Origin of the sequence: Nocardia sp. CA-107356, from assembly GCF_050946365.1 — a bacterium.
Classification (GTDB): Bacteria; Actinomycetota; Actinomycetes; order Mycobacteriales; family Mycobacteriaceae; genus Nocardia.
The window spans coordinates 6,400,166-6,418,195 of sequence record NZ_CP191992.1 but is presented as its reverse complement, the minus strand read 5'-3'; the positions used below and the strand labels follow the sequence as shown (position 1 = coordinate 6,418,195).

The window sequence follows — 18,030 nt, the reverse complement described above, 5'->3', positions numbered from 1 at the left end:
CTGGGCTATTCGAGGATGAGCGGGAGTTTCGCGGCCAGCTCGGGCATTTCGGCCTGGTCCGCGTCGGTCTGGGCACGCCGTCCGGTGGCGACCAGCAGCACGTCCTTATCGGAGAACGATGCGGGGAACTCGGCCCAAATACGCGAGAAGAGATCCACGGCCGCAAGCCAACGGCGCCCGGCCGCCGCGGCGGCCGATTTCGCCCACCCCGCGAACGGTGTACCGCGCACCACTGGGTTCGGCTGCGGGCAGGCGTGGTTCAGATCCAGACGAAGTCCCAGGATTGTTTGATCCAGCTGACGATTTGGAGTGCGAAGAGCGTGAGACCGCCGCACCAGGCGAGCCAGTACCAAGCCGGATGCAGATATGGGATCGACCAGATCAGGCCCACAGCGGGGATCATGGGAACGATGAGGGTGAATGCGGCGCGCATGGGGAGTCGGCTGGCCGAGTCTTGGTACAGCCTCGTACGCATGTGCTGTTCCCAGCCGAACAGCCGATTGTCTCCGGCTTTCTCGACAATGATCGGCCGGAGGTGCTCGTTGATGTAGTCGCCCATGTAGCGGGCATGATTGGCGTAGGTCTGGTACAGCATGCCCAGCGCCACCGACAGGTACGGGATCACCAGGAGCAACTGCGGTGCCACCCGCTGCGACAGCACGAACGCGGCGACCGCCGTGTTCGCAGAGATGTTCAGACTCATGACAGTGCGCTGACCGCGCCCGATTTCGTCCAGTTCGCCGCGCAGCGCGCTGAATTCCGCGAGCGCGCAATCGATGACACGGCTCGGCTGCTCCGGGCCCGGTGGCTGTTCGTTCATGTCTTCCCCCTGCCGCGCCGGGCAGTGCCAAACCCCATGGCGGCGGAACCAGCATACCCGGAAGCGGTGCCCGGCACCGTCCCGATCGCAGTGGATTCATTGTGCCGCAACCGATCTGGACCATCGAGCCGATCAGCCGGATAGGCGAGCGCACACGTGACGGTCTTCGGCGTTGTTCGACTCGGATGTGCTCACCAGCAGCTCGATTACGTCGAGTGTCCAACGGGATATTGCCCTGTGAACGGCTGGTCCAACGCTCGACTACCGGCCCGGCGGCGGAATACGTTGTGTGTCAGATATTCCGGCTACGCGGGCGCGGGGGTCTCTGCGAGCCGGTTCAGGGTAGTCATCGCATCCGGTCCCAGCCGCATGTGCCCCGCGGCGATATTCTCGTCGAGGTGCCTGATGCTGGTCGTGCCGGGGATCAGCAAGGTATGGGCGTAGTGGGCCAGGTGCCAGGCGAGGACGACCTGCGCCGGTGTGGCGTGCAGCCCCGCGGCGATCGCCCCGACCTCCGGATGGTCGCCCACCTTCGGCAGGCCGGGAAAGGCCGAACCCAGTGGGAAGTACGGCACCCACGCGATGTCGTGCTCGCGGCAGGCGTCGAGAACGGATTCGGTGCTGCGGTCCAGTGGGTTGTGCATGTTCTGGACACAGGCGATTCCGGCGGGCACGGCCCCGCGCAGTTGCTCCGCGGAGACATTGCTGAGCCCGATCGCGCCGATCTTGCCCTGGTCGCGCAGGGCCAGCAGGACGGCGAGCTGGCTGTCGAGATCGACGAGCTGCGCACCCTCGGCGAGGATGCCCGGCGGGGCGTCCAGGCGGCGCAGGTTGACGACCGGAATCCGATCGATCCCCAAGGTTGCGAGATTCTCCTCCACCTGCTCGCGCAGCTGCTCGGGCCGTTGCGCGGCGACGAGGCCGCCGTCCGCGTCGTTGTCCGCGCCGATCTTGCTGACGATCACGTGGTCGTCCGGGTACGGCCGTAGTGCGGCACGAATCAACTCGTTGCAGGCACCACTGCCGTAGAACTGCGCGGTATCGATGTGGTTGACGCCGCGGTCGGTCGCGTGGCGCAGCACCTCGATCGCCACCTCGCGGTCGACGGCGGACTCTCCGGGCCGATGTGCGACCAATTGCATTGCGCCGTATCCGATCCTGCCGACCGGACGATCGGCCAGGGAGGCCGTTCCGCCGGGCCGATCGAATGCTGTGCCGCTGGTCCCCATGAGCGTGGTCCTCTCTCTCGAGTGGCATAGTCGACAGCAAATGCGGAGGAACCTCCGCTTAACCGACCCTAGCAGAAACGGAGGGACCTCCGCTTGTCGAGAGAAGGCGGCGGGCGCGTGGATGCCCAGCGCAACCGACAACGGCTGATCGAGACGGCCCGGCACATGCTGGCCGACGAGGGCGGCAAGGTCGCCCTGGAGGCGATCGCGCGCGAGGCGGGCGTGGGCATCGGCACGCTCTACCGCCACTTCCCGACCCGGGAGGCGCTGGTCGAGGCGGTGTATCGCGCGGAGCTGAATACGGTGTGCGAGAGCGCGGCGGGCCTGCTCGCCGAGCTGCCCGCCCGGAAGGCGCTGCGGGCCTGGATGGATCGGTTCGCCGACTACGTGGCGGCCAAGCGCGAGATCGCCGACGCGCTGCGCGCGGTGATCGCCTCCGGAGCGGTCACGTCCGCGCAGGCCCGCACGGCCCTGGGGGGCGCGGTCCGGACGCTGCTCGAGGCCGGTGCCGCCGAGGGCACCCTCCGCACCGATGTGCGCGCCGAGGACGTGGTGGTCAGCCTGCTGGGGATTTTCCTGGCATGCAACACGCCCGACCAGCGGGAGCAGGCCGGGCGCATGATGGATCTACTCATGGACGGGCTGTCGGCCAGGACCACTTGACCGACAGGGATGCCGTTGCAGTACTCGGGTCGGGTCGACGCCCATGCGGATAGGTGTCGCGGTGGTTAGGCTGCGGCCTTGTGCGTGGGCTGTCGGCGGTGGCGAGATTGTGGTTGGTGTGGGCGGTTACGCGGATATTGATGGTGGTGTTCACCGGGGTGACGGTGCTGCCGCACAGCGTTTGGGACGCCTCGGCCGCGGACTTGACGTTGTACCGCGGATGGGCCGAGTTGATCGTGCACCACGGTGTTTTCCCGCGGTATGACGAGCAGTGGCAGTACCCGCCCGGTGCGGGCGCGTTGCTGGTGGTGCCCTGGGTGCTCGGCGGCGGGTACGGCTACAACTGGTTGTTCTTCGGGCTGGTCGCCATGGCGGACGCGGGCGTGCTGGGCATGTTGATTCGGGCCGCGCGGCGTGACGGTGCGGAAACCGCATGGACGGGGCCGTGGGTGTGGACGGTTGGGGTGGCATTGCTGGGCCGGGTTTGTTACGGCCGATTCGATTCGATCGTGGCTGCGACGGCGGTTGTGGCATTGCTGTGGACGACGCGTCGACCGGCGGCGGCGGGCGCGGCTGTTGCCGCGGGTGTGTTGCTGAAGTTGTGGCCGGTGGTTGTTGTGCTGGGGTTGCGCTGGCGGACACTGCGGCGGATGAGTGCGGCGGCGGTCGGTGTCGGCGTGGTGACGGCTGCGGGACTGACGGCGTGGGGTCCGGGGGTATGGTCGTTTCTGCGGTTCCAGTCGGAGCGTGGGTTGCAGATCGAATCTGTCGCTGCCACACCATTGTTGATTACTCGGCTGGTGGGCGGCGGCTGGAGCATCGTGCACCGCTATGGGGCCGAGGAATTGTCGGGGCCGTGGGTGTCCGCCGTGGCGCGGGGATGCTTGACGGCCACCGTCATCGGCGGTGTGGTGCTGCTGGTCGCCTGGTGGCGTGTGCAGCCTCCGGCAGCGGATCTGGCATTGGCCGCGGTGCTGATCGCGTTGGCGACCAGCCGGGTACTGAGCCCCCAGTACCTGGTGTGGGTGGTGGCGGTGGCCTCGGTCTGCGCGCTCGACTCGCGCACCACGCAGCGGCCCGTCCTGATGCTGGTGTTGGCGACGGCGCTGGTAACCCAGGTGGAATTTCCATTCGTCTACGACCGGGTCGCCACCGGAAGCTGGTGGGGAGTGCTGGTACTGACACTGCGCAACGGCCTGCTGCTCGGTGCGGCCGTGTGGTCGGTTGTGCGGCTGTGCCGCAGCAGGTTTCGATCATCTCACGAATACGCGGAAACGCCGATGAGTCTGCAGATCGGGTCTGACGAAAGGCGAGGCGCGACAGCGGTATCGGCGACCGGCTGATGGCCGGTCGCCGATACCCCGTCACGTTGGGCGGTGACGTGGCGATGTTCGATCGGCTGGTCAGGAGGGCTGATCGATGGTGGGCACGGTCGTATTCCGGGGCGCGCCGAACCAGCGGGAGAGCGCTTCTCGCAGCGCGAGCGCGGCGGTGTCGGCAGGTTCGTCGATCGTTGCGGCCCAGGCGATGTGGGCGTCCGGACGGATCAGGATGCCATCGGCAGGTCGATCATCGGTTTTAGCGCTCACGACGTCGATGCGATGCCCCCAGTCTCGGGCGATCTCGCGCAGGTCCGGGCGGTCGGCGAGGTCGAGGAGGATGGGCCGTGCGGTATGCATCAGTTCCGCGACGCTGGTTGTGCCCTGGTCGGTGTGCAGGGTGAGGTCGGGTGCGAAAGTGCCGGTCGACGCGTGTTGGTCGGGGGCAGGTAGCGGGTAGCGGATGTCGCTGCCTGCGATGAAGGCTCCCATGCGGCGCAATGGCTTTTCGTCGGCGACCAACTCTTGGAAGACAGCCCGAAGTGCTTCGGCGGCCGGGTCTTGCCCGCGACGCAGTGCCACCTGAGCGCGGGTATGCAGCTGTGTCCGTGCGCCCGCGGGGTGGCGTTCGTCGTGGTAGGTGTCCAGCAGGCCGGGCGGCGCCCAGCCGTGGATATCGGCGGCCAGCTTCCAAGCGAGGTTGACCGTATCGGTCATGCCCGCATTGATCGCGACGCCGGTGGCGGGGAACAGATGGGCCGCGTCACCGGCCAGCAGGATCCTCCCGTCGCGGTACCGTTCGGCCAGCCGATCCTTGAAGGTGAACCGCGACAGCCGAAGCGGTTCTCCCAGAGGTAGATCCGCGCCGAGCACACGGCGGACGCTGTCCTGGAACTCGGTCAGCGTCATCGCAACGTCGTCGTCGTATTCGGCGGACTCGTCTTCGATGGTGGACAGCATCAGAACTCCGGGGGTGAGCGACCCGAACGCGAACACACCGCGGTCTGTCCGGGTGAAACCCGCACGGATCCTGCCCAGTTCGGGGACATCGATATCGCCGTTGTCGAGCACGGTCACCGAATCGGGCACCGTAACCGATGCGAGCCGGTTGACCTCCGGATATGTGGTGCCGGGGAACGGGATACCGGCCAGCTCGCGGACTCGGCTACGCGCGCCGTCGCAGCCCACCAGGTATCGGGCCCGCACCTGGTACGGCCCGTCCGGCCCACGCACATCCACGGTCACCGCATCGTCGTCCTGGCTCACCGCGGCCACCTCGTGTCCGCGGCGAATGTCGGCGCCGAGTTCGCGGGCCCGTTCGTCGAGCACGCGCTCGAGTCGATGTTGTGGGAGCGGCAGCGCGTGTAGCGGAGCATCGGCCAGCTGTGTGAAGTCCAACTGCACACCGCCGAACGGGAATCGGGGAGCCGGGATGGGATCGGTGTTGACTGCTTCCAATCGTTCCAGCAGACCTCGATAGCGCAGCAGTTGCAGGATCTGCCCGCCGATGCCGTGGGCTTTCGGCGTGTCCCGGGGCCGCGGCTGCCGTTCCAGTACCAGTGGTCGCACTCCGGCCAAGTGCAGTTCGGCGGCCAGCATCAGGCCGGTCGGGCCTGCGCCCACGATGATCACGTCGGTATCCGTCATTCGTAACTCCCATTTCCGCAGCTTCTGGCCTTCGGCCGACGATTCTGCGGTATGACCCGGGTCTTGCGGCAAGCCCCCCGGTGCGCTATATCTTGAGAAGGGAAAGGAGTAAAGTGCTCTTCTTTCTCTTTTATCGTCCGCTCTGGACGAGCAACCTTCTCGCGAAGCCGCGCCGCGTACGCCGGTACAGTCGGCTCGGGGTCTCCCGTGGCCTGCGGATATTGATCGGCATCGCCCTCGAGTCAGGACCTCGCTGCGGGTTGGGGCTTCATCGAGGTTTCCCGCCCGCTTTGCGGGCGTCGTAGCAGGAAATCTGATGAACCGCAGCAGCTTCGCTATACCCCGGACGGCAGCGCTGCGCCGCGGTGCCCGTCGCTGATCAGCACGGCGATCAGTCGTCGAGCACCTTGGTCAAGAAGGCTTGCGGGACTTTCGGCCATTCGTCGCGCCAATTGCCTTCGCGCAGATCATGGTCGAGTGTGCGGAGCAGAGATCGGAGCCACGGGCCTTCATCACGCAGTGGCCGGATCAGGCCGGTGTCGGCGCAAGTGGCCAGCAGCGGCACGAGGGTGTCTCGCGCTCGGTCGGTCTGTTCGGTCGCCGCGAGGCAGGAGGCGAGCAGCAGTTGTGCGTCGAGTGCCGCGCGCGGTCTGCGGGTGGGGTCGATGGAATCGCGCAACGCTTGGGCGCGGGCGCAGGCGGCGGCGATCTGGGTGGGGGATCCGGCATGCAGCAGTGTCCGGATCGCGGAGTTCTCGTCCAGTTCGGCGGTCACAATCGCGATGGCGCTATCGCTTGTGGTGGCAGCCCTGGCGGCCATCGGCGCGGTGGTGAGGCCGAGGCGGACCTGTTCGTTGGTGATGCGGGCGGCCAGTCGCGGCACGGACAACGTCTTCGCGGTCCGCGCGCCGTCCGCCAGGCGCTTCGCCGCGCCGTCGAGGTCGCCGCGCAACGCTTTGATCCGGGCGCCGGTCGCGTAGGTCGCCATCATGAAGTCCACTGGGCCGCCCCCGATTCCGAGTTCGAGGGCCTGATCGAGCAACTGCTCGGCGGCGTCGAGCTCATCGCGTTCGTAGAGCAGCTGACCGAGCATCGAACTCGCCAGTCCCGCGGTGTAGGACCGCGTGCCGGAGGTGTCGACGGCGATCCGGAGGGCGGTGCGGAAGCTGCGTTCGGCCGCGGTCATATCGAGTTGTTCGCGGTCGGCGAGGCCGACCAAGCAGTGGCTGTAGACCAGGCTGAATGTCCCGCTGACCTGCTGATGGTAGCGCGCGGCCCAGTGGTGCCAGGCCCGCGCTCGGTCGAAGTCGAAGCGGTCGCTCGCCAGAAACGCCGCGAAAGCCCCCACCGTGGTCAGTTCCCAAGGTGTCAGCGTGTCGGTTCGGTTCAGACAGTCGGTCACCACGGCGTCGATACCCTCGACGCGGTCGGCCAGTGCGCGTTCGGAACACTCGATGAGGGCTGCTTCGGCCGCGAGCACAGGGTCGGGTGCCGCGTCGAGCGCTGCCCGGGCCAGGCTCAGCGCGGTATGCAGTTCGGTCGGACGACGTAGCAACGCATATGTCCAGCCGAGGGCGATCTGAAGTCGAGGGCATGCCGAAGTGAGTATCGGCGGTAGTTTGGCGACCAGCCCGATCAATGTCGCCAGCTGGCCATGTTCGAGAAATTCCATGGATCGGGATTCGACGAGAACTACCGCGTACTCGTCGTCGCCGCAAGCCAGCGCGTGATCGACTGCCTCACTGAGCATCTCGTGCTCGGCGAACCATGCGGCGGCGGCGCGGTGCAGTTCGTCCACGCGGTCGGGGCGATCACGGGCAAGTCGTTGGCGCAGGAATTCGAGGAACAGGTGGTCGTAGTGGAACCATTCGCCGTCCTCATCGATGCGATGTAGGAACAGATTTCGCCGTTCGATACTTTCCAGCAGTGCCTGTCCGTGTCGCTGTCCGGTCAGCGCGGCGGCGAGGTCGCCGCAGATACGCTCGGGCAGTGCGGTTTCCAGTAGGGCATCGAGCAGCTCCGGATCCACCGTGTCGAGCACATTCTCCGCCAAGTATTCGGCGATGGCATGATGTCGTCCCGACAGGTGGCTGATCAGCGCGGCGGGGTCGCGGTGTTCGTGCAGCGACATTGACGCCAGTTGCAGTGCCGCAACCCATCCTTCGGTGCAGCTGCGCAGCGCGGCGACCTCGTCGTCGTCCAGGGTGAAACCGCCGAGCCCGACCAGTAACGAGCTCACCTCGGAGTCATCGAAACGCAGTGCGGTGGAATCTATTTCGATGAGCTCATTGCGAACCCGCATGGTGGCCAGCGGTAGTCCCGCGGGTGACCTGCTCGTGACGATGAGCTGCAGGTGATGGCTACCGTTCTCGAGTAGGAAGCGCAGGGCCGCCACGGCGGCGGGGTCGGTGACTCGATCCCAATCGTCGATCACCACGGCCACCCGTTCACCTTGCTCGTGGATATCGTTGATCAGCGTGGTGAGGACGTAGCGGGTGGCCTGCTCGCCCTGTTCCTCGAGTATCCGGCCCAGTTCGGGCGCCAGCTTCGGCCGCAACCGGTGGATCGCCTCGATCAGATGGCTGAGGAACCATACGACGTTATTGTCGTCATCGGCGGCGTTCAACCAGGCGACCGCCACCTGCTGATCCTCGTGGAGGTAGCTGGCCCACTGTGCGGCAAGGGTGCTCTTGCCGAATCCGGGGGGCCCGTGGATGACGGTCAGGCGCCGCAGACTGCCGGTCCGCAGCGCGTCGATCAGCCGGTCTCGCTGGATCATTCGGCGCCCGGACATGGTCGGGCTGAATTTGGTTTCGGGAGCGGCGGGTGTCGGTGTCGGCCGCGACGACAACGACCGGCTCTGCGTAACCGATGGTCCGGCGGTGGCCTCCAGCGGGCGGCCCGCGCCGCTGGCGATACTCGGCAGCGTCATGTCCTGTACGGGCAGACCGTTGGCGCGCTGGATCTCCCGCAGCGACTCACCGAATGCCTCGGCGGAATGCGGGCGGTCCGCCGGGTTGCGCGACATGCTGGCCTCGATGGCGGCGCATACGTCATCGGGGATGCCCTCCGGGCGCAGATTCGGCAGCGGTTCGGCGGCGATGCGCAGGAATTGCGCGACCACCTGCTCGCCGGAGTGGCGTTCGTATGCGGCGTGGCCGGTGATCATGCAGAACAGGGTCGCGCCGAGTCCGTAGACGTCCGAAGCCACCGACGGGTTGCCCGATTGCAGGACCTCTGGAGCGGTGAATGCCGGGGAACCGGTGACCACGCCGGTGGCGGTTTCGAAGCCGCCCGCGATGCGGGCGATGCCGAAATCGGTGAGCTGGGGTTCGTCGTACTCGGTGAGCAGGACATTGCCCGGCTTGATATCGCGGTGCAGTATCCCGGCCCGGTGTGCCGTTTCGAGGGCGCCCGCCAGTTTGATCCCGATCCGCAATGCCTCCGCCAGCGGGAGCGGCCCCGCATCGTGGATACGGTTCTCCAGCGAACCACGGGCGTGATACGGCATCACCAGGTAGGGGCGTCCGCCGCGGGTGGCGCCGACCTGCAGGATGTGCACGATATTGGGATGACCGGACAGTGCGCCCATCGCCTGCTGCTCGCGCAGGAATCGTTCGGAGCTTTCCGGCTCGAACTCGGCGGAGGTGAGGACTTTGACCGCGACGTCGCGATGTAAGGCCTGTTGCCGACAGCGATAGACCACCCCGAACCCGCCGCGACCGACCACCTGCGGATCATCGAGACCTGTGCCTGCCAGCTCCTCGTCGATATCCGGCGGCCGGTTGCTCTGTGTTGCTATGGGATCGCGGTCGGACATGTGTTGCTCGGTGTCGTTGGTCCGCGGTACTACCGCGCTTGGTCTCCTAGTTTATGCCCAGCGAACGGCGCGGACACTCCCAGCGGGCCCCGGACCGACCACGCGATCTGGCAGCGTTTCCGCCCCGAAACCGCGAACTAGCTGTGCACGGGTCGGGTGTCCGACCCGTTCGCTCATTCGACGTGGGCAAATCCGCTGGCAAGGCCGCGGAGTGCGCGATCGAGTGCGGCGGGTAGATCGGTGCCGGGGATGGCGAGCCAATTGTCGTAGGCGGCGATGGCGACGCCGAGCGCCGAATAGCCGAGCGCCCGCGGAATGAGGTCCTGTGGTGACACCCCGAGCCGGGTGGCGGCGAATTCGGCGACGACATCGCGCCATTCCCGGTATCGCAATGTCGAATGCGCCTGCAGTGCCGGGACGGTGAGGATGAGGCGCATGCGCTGTCGGTGTCGGGGCAGTTCGTCGGCGTCGAAGCGGTTGAAGTCGACCACCACGGTGCGAACCGCGTCCATGATCGGCTGGTCGGCGGGACAACGGGCGAACCGCTCGCGCATCACCCGCAGGTGTTCGCTGAAATCACCCCAGACGATGTCGTTCTTGGAATCGAAATAGCGGAAGAACGTCCGCTTGGTGATGCCGACCGCGGCGGCGATGTCCTCGACCGTGGTCGCATCGAATCCGTTGCGCTCGAAGAGTGCGAAAGCGGCGTGCTCCAACTCGATCGCACTGGTCGAGGGGCGTCTGCCACGCCGGTTGTGCTGCCCTGCCGCCCGCTGAGCGGTCATGGCCCTTCCATTTTGACACTCGGTGACATTATGCTCCTGATCACAGATCCACCTTCGATATCGAGGAGCATGTCATGCGCCAAGTGCATACCGAGCCGACCGCCACCCACACCGACGACGACACCGTCGAAGCGGACCTGCTGGTGGAGGATGTCTCGATCGACGGCATGTGCGGTGTCTACTGAGACCACGCCCTTCGATCCGGCCCGGCCGTACGCACTGGCGGCGTCGGTGTCGTTGCGGCCCGAAAAGTTCGGCGCCCTCCTTTATGACTTCGGGACGCGCCGACTTTCCTTCCTCAAGTCTCCCTTGTTGGTATCGGTCGTGCGGGAGCTGGCACACCAGCCCGATGTGACCGCCGCGCTCGCGACGGCCGGGGTCCCGGCCGCGGAGCACGACCGCTATCTGCGCGCACTTGCCGGATTGTCCGAGGCGGGCACCATCCGGCTCCGGGCGGTCGAACGTGGACAGGAACGATCATGAAACTGGTAGAGCATTTCGAACACGGCCTGGACGCGCCGATCTGTCTGACCTGGGAGCTGACCTATGCCTGCAACCTGGCATGTGAGCACTGCCTGTCCTCATCGGGGCGGCGTGATCCACGCGAGCTGAGCACTGCCGAATGCAAGGCGGTGATCGATGAGTTGCAGCGTATGCAGGTGTTCTACGTCAATATCGGCGGCGGCGAACCGACCATTCGGCCGGACTTCTGGGAACTGCTCGACTACGCGATCGACCACCAGGTCGGAGTCAAGTTTTCCACCAATGGAGTTCGGATCACCCCGGAGCGCGCGCGACGGCTCGCGGCCACCGACTATGTGGACGTACAGATCTCCATCGACGGCGCCACCGCCGAGGTCAATGACGCGGTCCGGGGTCCCGGTTCGTTCGCCATGGCCTACCGGGCCATGCAGAACCTCGCCGACGCGGGCTTCGAGAACTTCAAGATCTCGGTGGTCATGACCCGCCACAACGTGGCCCAACTGGATGAATTCAAGGCCATCGCGGACACCTTCGGCGCCCAACTGCGCATTACCCGGCTGCGCCCGTCCGGTCGAGGCGCGGATGTCTGGAACGACCTGCACCCCACGACGGACCAGCAACTGCGGATCTACGACTGGCTGATCGCCAACGGTGAGCAGGTGCTGACCGGCGACTCGTTCTTCCATCTCAACGCCCTCGGCTCGACACCGCTGCCGGGGTTGAATCTGTGCGGTGCGGGCCGGGTGGTCTGCCTTATCGACCCCGTCGGCGATGTCTACGCCTGCCCGTTCGCCATCCACGACGAATTCCTCGCGGGCAATGTCCGCGATCCGGGTGGCTTCGAAACCGTCTGGCGCACTTCGGAACTGTTCACCGAACTGCGCAAGCCGCAGACCGGTGGCGCCTGCATGTCGTGTTCGGCGTACGACTCGTGCAAGGGCGGCTGTATGGCGGCGAAGTTCTTCACCGGGCTGCCGCTGGACGGCCCGGATCCCGAATGTGTGCGCGGCAATGCCGAATTGGCGCTCGCCGCGGCGGGCGCACCGCCGCACCCGGATAAGGATCATTCCCGCACCGGCAGGCGACCGGTGACACTCGGGCTGCCGTCCGTCGCCCGCATCCCGGATCGTGCCTGCGATACCAGTCCCGTGGCGGGCCTGCACTGACCGACAGGAGTGAGTTCGGTGTCATGACGGTCCGGCTGCGCCTGGACGCGCGGGCCCGCCGGTTTCAGGGCGGGCGGATCCTATTGGGTGGCGCACCGCTGCGGCTGCTGCGCCTTGGTCCGGCGGGTGTCGAGCGCGTCGACGCGTGGTTGGCGGGTGCGCCGGTTGGTGAGCGGCCGCATGAGCAGGCGCTGGCCCGGCGGATGCTGGATGCCGGAATCATGCACCCCATCCCGGTCGGGGGAGCGCCTACCCGCGATGATGTGACCCTGGTCGTGCCGGTGAAGAACAATCGGGTCGGCCTGCAGCGGTTGCTCGCCGCGACGCCGGATCTGCGCCACCGCGTCGTCGTCGATGACGGATCGTCCGTACCGCTGTCGGAAGCGACTGTCCGCCACCGTGCTTCGCGTGGCCCAGCGGCTGCGCGCAACGCCGGTTGGCGGACTGCCCGCACCCCGTTGATCGCCTTTCTGGACTCGGACACCATCCCTGATCCGGGCTGGTTGGACGCGGTGCTCCCGCTGTTCGGTGACTCGTCGGTGGCCGCCGTCGCGCCCCGGATCCGGGCGTTGCCCGCGGGGCCGGTCGGGCGATACGAGGTGCACCGTTCGAGCCTGGACATGGGACCGGATCCGGCCACCGTGCGCCACGACGGCCGGGTCCGCTATGTGCCGACCGCCGCGCTCGTGGTCCGCCGCTCGGCGTTGGAGTCCATCGACGGATTCGATGAAAGTCTGCGCTTCGGCGAGGACGTCGACCTGGTGTGGCGACTGCTTGCGACCGGAAAAACCGTGCGCTATCAACCTTTTTCGATTGTCCGCCACGAACCTCGGCCCACCGTGCGCGCATGGCTGCGCCAGCAATACGACTACGGCACGTCGGCGGCGCCGCTCGCGGCCCGGCATCCGGGGCGACTCGGTTGCGCCCACCTGCCGAAGGTATTCGCCGCACAATGCGCGTTGGTGCTCACCGGGCATCCAGCGGTGGCCGCGGCTGCGGGAATCCTGGACGCCGGACGGTCGGCGCACCGCCTGCATCGGCACGGCATCCCGGCGCGGGCGGCACTCGGCATCGCGGGCACCGGACAATTCGCCCTGATCCGTCAGGCCGCCGATGCGCTGCGCCGGGTGTGGTGGCCACCGGCATTGCTGAGCCGCCGTGGCCGAACAGTACTGGCCGCGGCCCTGCTCTCGGCGGCCGCCGCAGATCTCGCACGCGGCCGAAACCCGTGTCCGGGTATCGCAGCGGACCTCGCCTACGGCGTCGGCGTGTGGGCGGGATGTCTCCGGCATCGCACTGCTGAACCGCTACTGCCGCAACGCAATCGATCCCGGGACGTACCGCACTGATACCTTACGTCGATTCTCGGCCCAGTTCGGTGCGCAGGGCTCGCAGTGTGCCCAGGCCCGTTCCGCCCAGTTTCAGGGCGCGGGTGTGAAAGTCCGCGAGGTCGAAGAATTCGCCCGCTCGCTCGCGGGCTTCTTCGCGCGCAGGAACCCGGCGAACTCGGCGTAGGCATCCTGGGCAGCGTGCGCGGCGCGCCGCAGCTCGTCGATCGGCGCGCTGTCGTCGTTATCCGCGGCGGCGGTGAAGAAGCCTATTCTGCCGTACTGCCCTACCCAGGTTTCGGCCTGCTCGGCGGTCTTGCTGATCTGCCGCAGTGCGGAGATCCGGCCGCGCTACTGGTGATAAGGCCGGAACAGGTCCGCTCATGGAAGGGAACATGGTTGCGGGAGAAGGACTTTCGTTGCGGCTGCCGAGGTGTCAACGGTTCCGGGGTGCCTGGCGCGATCGACGCATGAGACGAAAGGTATTTGGGGAGAAGGGGTTCGGGCCGGGGGGCCGCTGCGAGGTTGCTGGTGTGCGTCATGCGAGACTTGTGACGATGCTCACCTACTTTCAAGCGACGATCATCGGTGCGGTGCAGGGGGTCACCGAACTGTTTCCCATCTCGAGCCTCGGGCACACTGTGCTCCTGGTCGCATGGCTCGGCGGTGATTGGATGAAGTTGGCCGGCCAGGGCGGCGAGTCTGCCACGCACACACCGTATCTGGCGTTCGTCGTCGCATTGCATGTGGCGACCGCCGTGGCGCTGCTGGGCTATTACTGGCGTGATTGGTGCGCCATTGTCATCGGTTTCCTCACTACATTGCGGACCAGGCGCCTCGATACCATTCCGCAGCGGCTGGCTTGGCTGATCGTGATCGCCACCGTCCCGGTCGGTGTGCTCGGACCGTTGCTGGACCATCCGCTACACGCCCTGTTCGCGGCGCCGATCTACGCCAGCATCTTTCTGACCCTGAACGGCGTCGTGCTGATCGTCGGCGAGGGACTGCGCCGACGCAATGAACCGACACTGGCGGAATACGGGCGTCGATTCGCTCTGCGGGTGCAGCACGGTGGTGTTCTCACCGCCGAAGTGGAAACTCGCCGCCAATCCGATCGGCCACTGGCCGCACTCGGGCTCCGGGATGCCGTCGGCATCGGCTTCGCCCAAGTCGGCGCGCTACTGAGCGGGTTCAGCCGAGCGGGTCTGACAATGGTCGGCGGTTTGTGGCGTGGTCTCGAACATGAGCACGCGGCGAAATTCGCTTTCCTGCTTGCCACTCCGGCGATCCTGGGCGCGGGGTTGTTGGAAGTACCGGAACTGTTCGGGCCACAGACCGTCGGCATCCGAGGACCAGTGTTGGTCGGCGCCATGGTGTCGGGAGTGTCGTCGTGGCTGGCGGTGCGGTTCCTGGAGCGGTACTTCCAAACCCACAGGCTGCTGCCGTTCGCGGTGTACTGCATTGTCATCGGTGGACTCTCGATGATCCGATTCAGCTGAGGTCTCTTCCCGCACCGGACGCTGGCGGTGGTTCGCCGTCGGGCAGCTGCTTTCGAGGTGAAGGTACCTACGAGCTGACCCTTGTCCTGCGCGGCCTTACCGAGCTGAACATCGAATTCACCCCTGCGCCTTGATATTCGGGGGCCGTCAGTGCAGTGCCGGGCCCACCCGTCGGTGCGGCGCACGCAGGAACCCAGTGCGTGCACCGGGTCCGACGTGCGCCGGGATGACGAGCGCGTAAGCCGGCGCTATCTCAGATCAGCGTCCCGACATCCTGTGCGACGATATTGTCGAGTGCCCGCTCCGCGACGGCGGCGATGGTCATCGATGGGTTGCAGGCGGCCGTATTGCCGGGCATGAGCGCGCCGTCGAGCACATACAGTCCGCGCTGGCCGTGTACCCGGCCCTCGAGATCGCAGACGGTGCCCATACTGGCGCCGCCCAGTGGATGCCAGGTGGACGGGAACAGCGCGTTGGTGTCCACGAGGGTGCCTGCCGGTCCGGCGATGCTGTGCGCGGCGGGGCCGATGTGGTTGTCCTGGATGGCGGAGTCACCGTCCGTGGGCCAGTGCAGGATCGCATCGTCGCGGGCCGAGTCGTAGACGAATCCGCCGCGTCCCTCGCTCACGCCGTACCCGACCATCATCGTGCTCTTCGCATCCAGTTGCAGCGGCGGCATGGCGGCCTGGATGACGGTGAACGCGGCGTGCGGATCGTCCCAGTTCTTGCTGCCGTAGACCACCGGACCGCCTTGTTCGGAGCCGAAATCCTCCTGCGGATTCATCCACACATAGATCCGGTCGGCGTTGGTACCCCACCCCTGACCGAGCGCGTCGGGCATATCCGGGATCTGCCCCTTGGCGGCGGCCCGCATCAGCAGCCTGGTGGTGTTGAGGCTGCCCGCTGCCATCACCAAGGCGTTGGTGGTGAGGATCTTGTTCTCCAACACCTGCCCGGAGGTGTCGAGCCGCTCGACGTACACGACCCAGCGTCCATCCGCGGCGCGTTCGATATCGGTGACCTGGTGCAGCGTCTGGATCATGACCCGACCGGTCGCTTCCGCCGCGGCGATATAGGTGACGTCGACCGAATGCTTGCCGCCGTTGTTCACGCCCATGGCCCCGTCGCCGTTGGTGTACGACGGCTTCATCTCGCCGCGCAGCTCGGCCAGCGCGAAGTTCCAGTCGATCGGCATCGGGATCTTCGACAGTGGGAGCCCGGCCTTGCGCACGTGGTCGGCGAATATGCGCGAGGAGGTGTAGTTCGAGCTCGCGACCAACTCGTCGGGCGCAACCGCGAGGCCGAGCATGCGCGCGACGCGCGGGTAGTGCACGCGATCCATGGTTGCCCAGTCGAGTTCCTGCGGAAGGTTCGCATTGAACACCGCTTCGGTGGGTTGCAGCGACATCCCCTGGTAGATCAGCGATCCACCGCCAAGGCCCGCGGCGCAGAGGGCGGTCATATTCGTCCCGGGAACCGCCTCGACCAATCCGGTGTACGGCTCGAAAAGCAGTGGCCGACCGAACAATTGGGGACTGGATTTGTACCAGAGCACGCGCTTGTCCAGCGCCGAGGCCCGCGGAAAGGTTTCCGAGTTCGGACCGGTCGGCCAGCGCATCCCGCGTTCGAGCACCACGACCGGAACCCCGGCCTGGGCCAGGCGCAGCGCGGTCACGCCCCCGCCGAATCCGGATCCGATCACGACCACACGGTGTTCCTCACGGGTGAGTGCGACGCTGTTGACCCGTGCCGCGATTCCGGTCGCCGGACCGGTGGTTCGCGAGGCGGTCAGCAACACTGCGGCCGCGGCAGCCCCGGTCAACAGTGATCGGCGCGTGATTGATGGCATACCAAAACCTTTGACGGTAGTCGGATCAGCTACCGGACAGTAATGTCCGGTAGGTTGGGTAGTCTGCGTGAAACGCCGTTGGGCGTCAAGGGGGTGGCCACCGGTATGCCGCTTCGCGCCGTCGAACTGCGGTCGATGAGCGGGTTCCGCAGGCTGTACGCGGCGGACAACCATCGGGATCCGGGTTTGCCGGAGGCATCGGCCGCTGTGCTATATCTGCACAACAGGTCCGGTCGCGGCCTGCTGCGAATCGGTGGAAGGGTCGGGATGGATAAGCCAATCGACGAAATCGAGCTGGAGACCATGCTGCTCGGACGGCGAATGAACCCGGGCACTTCCCGCAGGCGCGAGGGCGCCCACATCGACCGCTACAGCTCGTATGTACTACTGAGCCGCATCGCGGTCGAGGGCCCGATGTCGGTCGGCCAGCTCAGCGACGCCTTCGGTCTCGACTCGTCGACCGTGCACCGCCAGACGAACGCCATGCTCAGCGATGGGCTCGTCGAACGCATTCCGGATCCCGAGGGCGGTATGGCCCGAAAATTCCGGATCACCGACGAGGGACGGCAGCGGCTGGAACTCGAACGCACCTCCAATATCGAGGGCCTCGGAGTCGTTCTGGCCGATTGGACCCCCGAAGAGGTCGCCACCTTCGCGGCCTACCTCCGCCGCTTCAATGCCGATATCGAGCGACTCGAAGGTCGAGTGTGGCCGCGCTCCGCGATCTCCGAACGGTGACGGCGAACAAACGCCCCGGCATGTTCATCGCTGTGTCCCTGTGTCGGTCTGGCCGATAAGGGCGCGGAGTCCGATGGGCTCTGGCAGACCTATGCGAGCTGCGCTGGACCGAGCTGTCCGATCCCGCGGAAGTCGTATTTCCAAGGCGGGCGTCGTCGGGTCGAGTGAGGTGGCCGGGTGCGACCGTATCCGCCGTCGGCGTGGTGAACCGAGTGCCGATCTCGGTCGGATCGCTGCAGCCCCGTTCGGTGCTGCTGTGTGGGTCAGGCAGGTTCCGGGGCGACGGTGATGACCGAGGCGGCTCGGTCGAGTGCCCTGGGGATGATCCCGCCGAGGTGGTTCACGTGGGGTGTGATCACCACGTCGGCATCGGCGTTGCGGACCGTGGTGATGAGCTGGGCCATCGGATCGTCCGTCCTGCCATTGCAGGTCACGGTTTTGGCCAGGGTGTAGCCCAGGCGTCCCGCCAGACTGCGGATCTGGATCTCGTCCCAGGTCTGGCGGCTACCGGATACATCGCTGCGCAGGTACCCGATCGCGGTGCGGAAGAGTTTCATGGTCGGATTGCCCTTGATCACGCGTAGTGATTTGTCGGTCTTCTTGTTCGTAGCAGGAATCCGGGTGCACTTCAGTAGTTGTTTCTGCTCAGTGGGACAACTGCGTCAACCGGAGTGCCGCGCCTTG

Annotated in this window: 17 protein-coding genes; 9 read left to right on the top strand and 8 right to left on the bottom strand. The window is 66.5% G+C overall.

Annotated features, from left to right (window positions below):
• Positions 1-5 precede the first annotated feature (5 nt).
• The 3 genes from ACQP1G_RS29105 to ACQP1G_RS29095 all read right to left on the bottom strand — a co-directional run bounded on the left by ACQP1G_RS29105 (position 6) and on the right by ACQP1G_RS29095 (position 2,049).
• On the bottom strand, positions 6-158 hold the full coding sequence (locus ACQP1G_RS29105) for a hypothetical protein (protein ID WP_433192744.1): 153 nt from the start codon (positions 156-158) through the stop codon (positions 6-8).
• A gap of 101 nt (positions 159-259) precedes the next feature.
• The gene (locus tag ACQP1G_RS29100) at positions 260-820 is read right to left on the bottom strand and encodes a hypothetical protein (RefSeq protein ID WP_433192743.1); all 561 of its coding nucleotides are present in this window, start codon (positions 818-820) and stop codon (positions 260-262) included.
• 305 nt (positions 821-1,125) lie between these two features.
• Positions 1,126-2,049, bottom strand: a complete 924-nt coding sequence (locus ACQP1G_RS29095) for an aldo/keto reductase (protein ID WP_433192742.1) — start codon at positions 2,047-2,049, stop codon at positions 1,126-1,128.
• Positions 2,050-2,166: 117 nt separating this feature from the next.
• Here ACQP1G_RS29095 and ACQP1G_RS29090 point away from each other — a divergent pair, with 117 nt between their 5' ends.
• Positions 2,167-2,712, top strand: coding sequence for a TetR/AcrR family transcriptional regulator (locus ACQP1G_RS29090; RefSeq protein WP_433192741.1), 546 nt, complete (start codon positions 2,167-2,169; stop codon positions 2,710-2,712).
• An 80-nt stretch (positions 2,713-2,792) separates the two neighbouring features.
• On the top strand, positions 2,793-4,055 hold the full coding sequence (locus ACQP1G_RS29085) for a glycosyltransferase 87 family protein (RefSeq protein ID WP_433192740.1): 1,263 nt from the start codon (positions 2,793-2,795) through the stop codon (positions 4,053-4,055).
• Positions 4,056-4,115: 60 nt separating this feature from the next.
• Here ACQP1G_RS29085 and ACQP1G_RS29080 read toward each other — a convergent pair whose 3' ends face one another.
• The 3 genes from ACQP1G_RS29080 to mftR all read right to left on the bottom strand — a co-directional run bounded on the left by ACQP1G_RS29080 (position 4,116) and on the right by mftR (position 10,283).
• Positions 4,116-5,678, bottom strand: a complete 1,563-nt coding sequence (locus ACQP1G_RS29080) for an FAD-dependent monooxygenase (protein ID WP_433192739.1) — start codon at positions 5,676-5,678, stop codon at positions 4,116-4,118.
• Between the two features lie 391 nt (positions 5,679-6,069).
• Entirely contained in the window at positions 6,070-9,498 is a 3,429-nt protein-coding gene (locus ACQP1G_RS29075) for a protein kinase domain-containing protein (RefSeq protein WP_433192738.1), read from the bottom strand.
• 173 nt (positions 9,499-9,671) lie between these two features.
• Positions 9,672-10,283, bottom strand: a complete 612-nt coding sequence (gene mftR, locus ACQP1G_RS29070; protein WP_433192737.1) for a mycofactocin system transcriptional regulator — start codon at positions 10,281-10,283, stop codon at positions 9,672-9,674.
• A 74-nt stretch (positions 10,284-10,357) separates the two neighbouring features.
• Between mftR and mftA the strand changes: the two genes are divergently transcribed.
• From mftA to ACQP1G_RS29040, 6 genes are all read left to right on the top strand, one after another.
• Positions 10,358-10,468 (top strand): mycofactocin precursor MftA, encoded by a 111-nt coding sequence (mftA, locus tag ACQP1G_RS29065; RefSeq protein WP_433192736.1) that lies wholly within the window; start codon positions 10,358-10,360, stop codon positions 10,466-10,468.
• A complete protein-coding gene (gene mftB, locus ACQP1G_RS29060) occupies positions 10,458-10,766 on the top strand; it encodes a mycofactocin biosynthesis chaperone MftB (protein WP_433192735.1) in 309 nt (102 codons plus the stop codon). The genes mftA and mftB overlap by 11 nt, the downstream gene beginning before the upstream one ends.
• The gene (gene mftC, locus ACQP1G_RS29055; protein WP_433192734.1) at positions 10,763-11,932 is read left to right on the top strand and encodes a mycofactocin radical SAM maturase; all 1,170 of its coding nucleotides are present in this window, start codon (positions 10,763-10,765) and stop codon (positions 11,930-11,932) included. Before mftB ends, mftC begins: the two co-directional genes overlap by 4 nt.
• 23 nt (positions 11,933-11,955) lie before the next feature.
• Positions 11,956-13,281, top strand: coding sequence for a mycofactocin biosynthesis glycosyltransferase MftF (mftF, locus tag ACQP1G_RS29050; RefSeq protein ID WP_433192733.1), 1,326 nt, complete (start codon positions 11,956-11,958; stop codon positions 13,279-13,281).
• 180 nt (positions 13,282-13,461) lie between these two features.
• Positions 13,462-13,734: a hypothetical protein gene (locus tag ACQP1G_RS29045; protein ID WP_433192732.1), complete on the top strand. Its 273-nt coding sequence runs from the start codon at positions 13,462-13,464 to the stop codon at positions 13,732-13,734.
• Positions 13,735-13,811: 77 nt separating this feature from the next.
• Positions 13,812-14,759: an undecaprenyl-diphosphate phosphatase gene (locus ACQP1G_RS29040; protein ID WP_433192731.1), complete on the top strand. Its 948-nt coding sequence runs from the start codon at positions 13,812-13,814 to the stop codon at positions 14,757-14,759.
• Between the two features lie 253 nt (positions 14,760-15,012).
• Here the strand turns inward: ACQP1G_RS29040 and ACQP1G_RS29035 are convergent, their stop codons facing one another.
• Positions 15,013-16,608 (bottom strand): GMC oxidoreductase, encoded by a 1,596-nt coding sequence (locus ACQP1G_RS29035; RefSeq protein WP_433192730.1) that lies wholly within the window; start codon positions 16,606-16,608, stop codon positions 15,013-15,015.
• 54 nt (positions 16,609-16,662) lie between these two features.
• Here ACQP1G_RS29035 and ACQP1G_RS29030 point away from each other — a divergent pair, with 54 nt between their 5' ends.
• Positions 16,663-17,346 carry a MarR family winged helix-turn-helix transcriptional regulator gene (locus ACQP1G_RS29030; RefSeq protein ID WP_433192729.1) on the top strand — a complete coding sequence of 228 codons (684 nt, stop codon included), beginning with the start codon at positions 16,663-16,665 and terminating at the stop codon, positions 17,344-17,346.
• A gap of 263 nt (positions 17,347-17,609) precedes the next feature.
• On the opposite strand, the gene ACQP1G_RS29025 is transcribed toward ACQP1G_RS29030, so the two are convergent.
• A complete protein-coding gene (locus ACQP1G_RS29025; RefSeq protein ID WP_433192728.1) occupies positions 17,610-17,924 on the bottom strand; it encodes a hypothetical protein in 315 nt (104 codons plus the stop codon).
• Between the last annotated feature and the right edge of the window lie 106 nt (positions 17,925-18,030).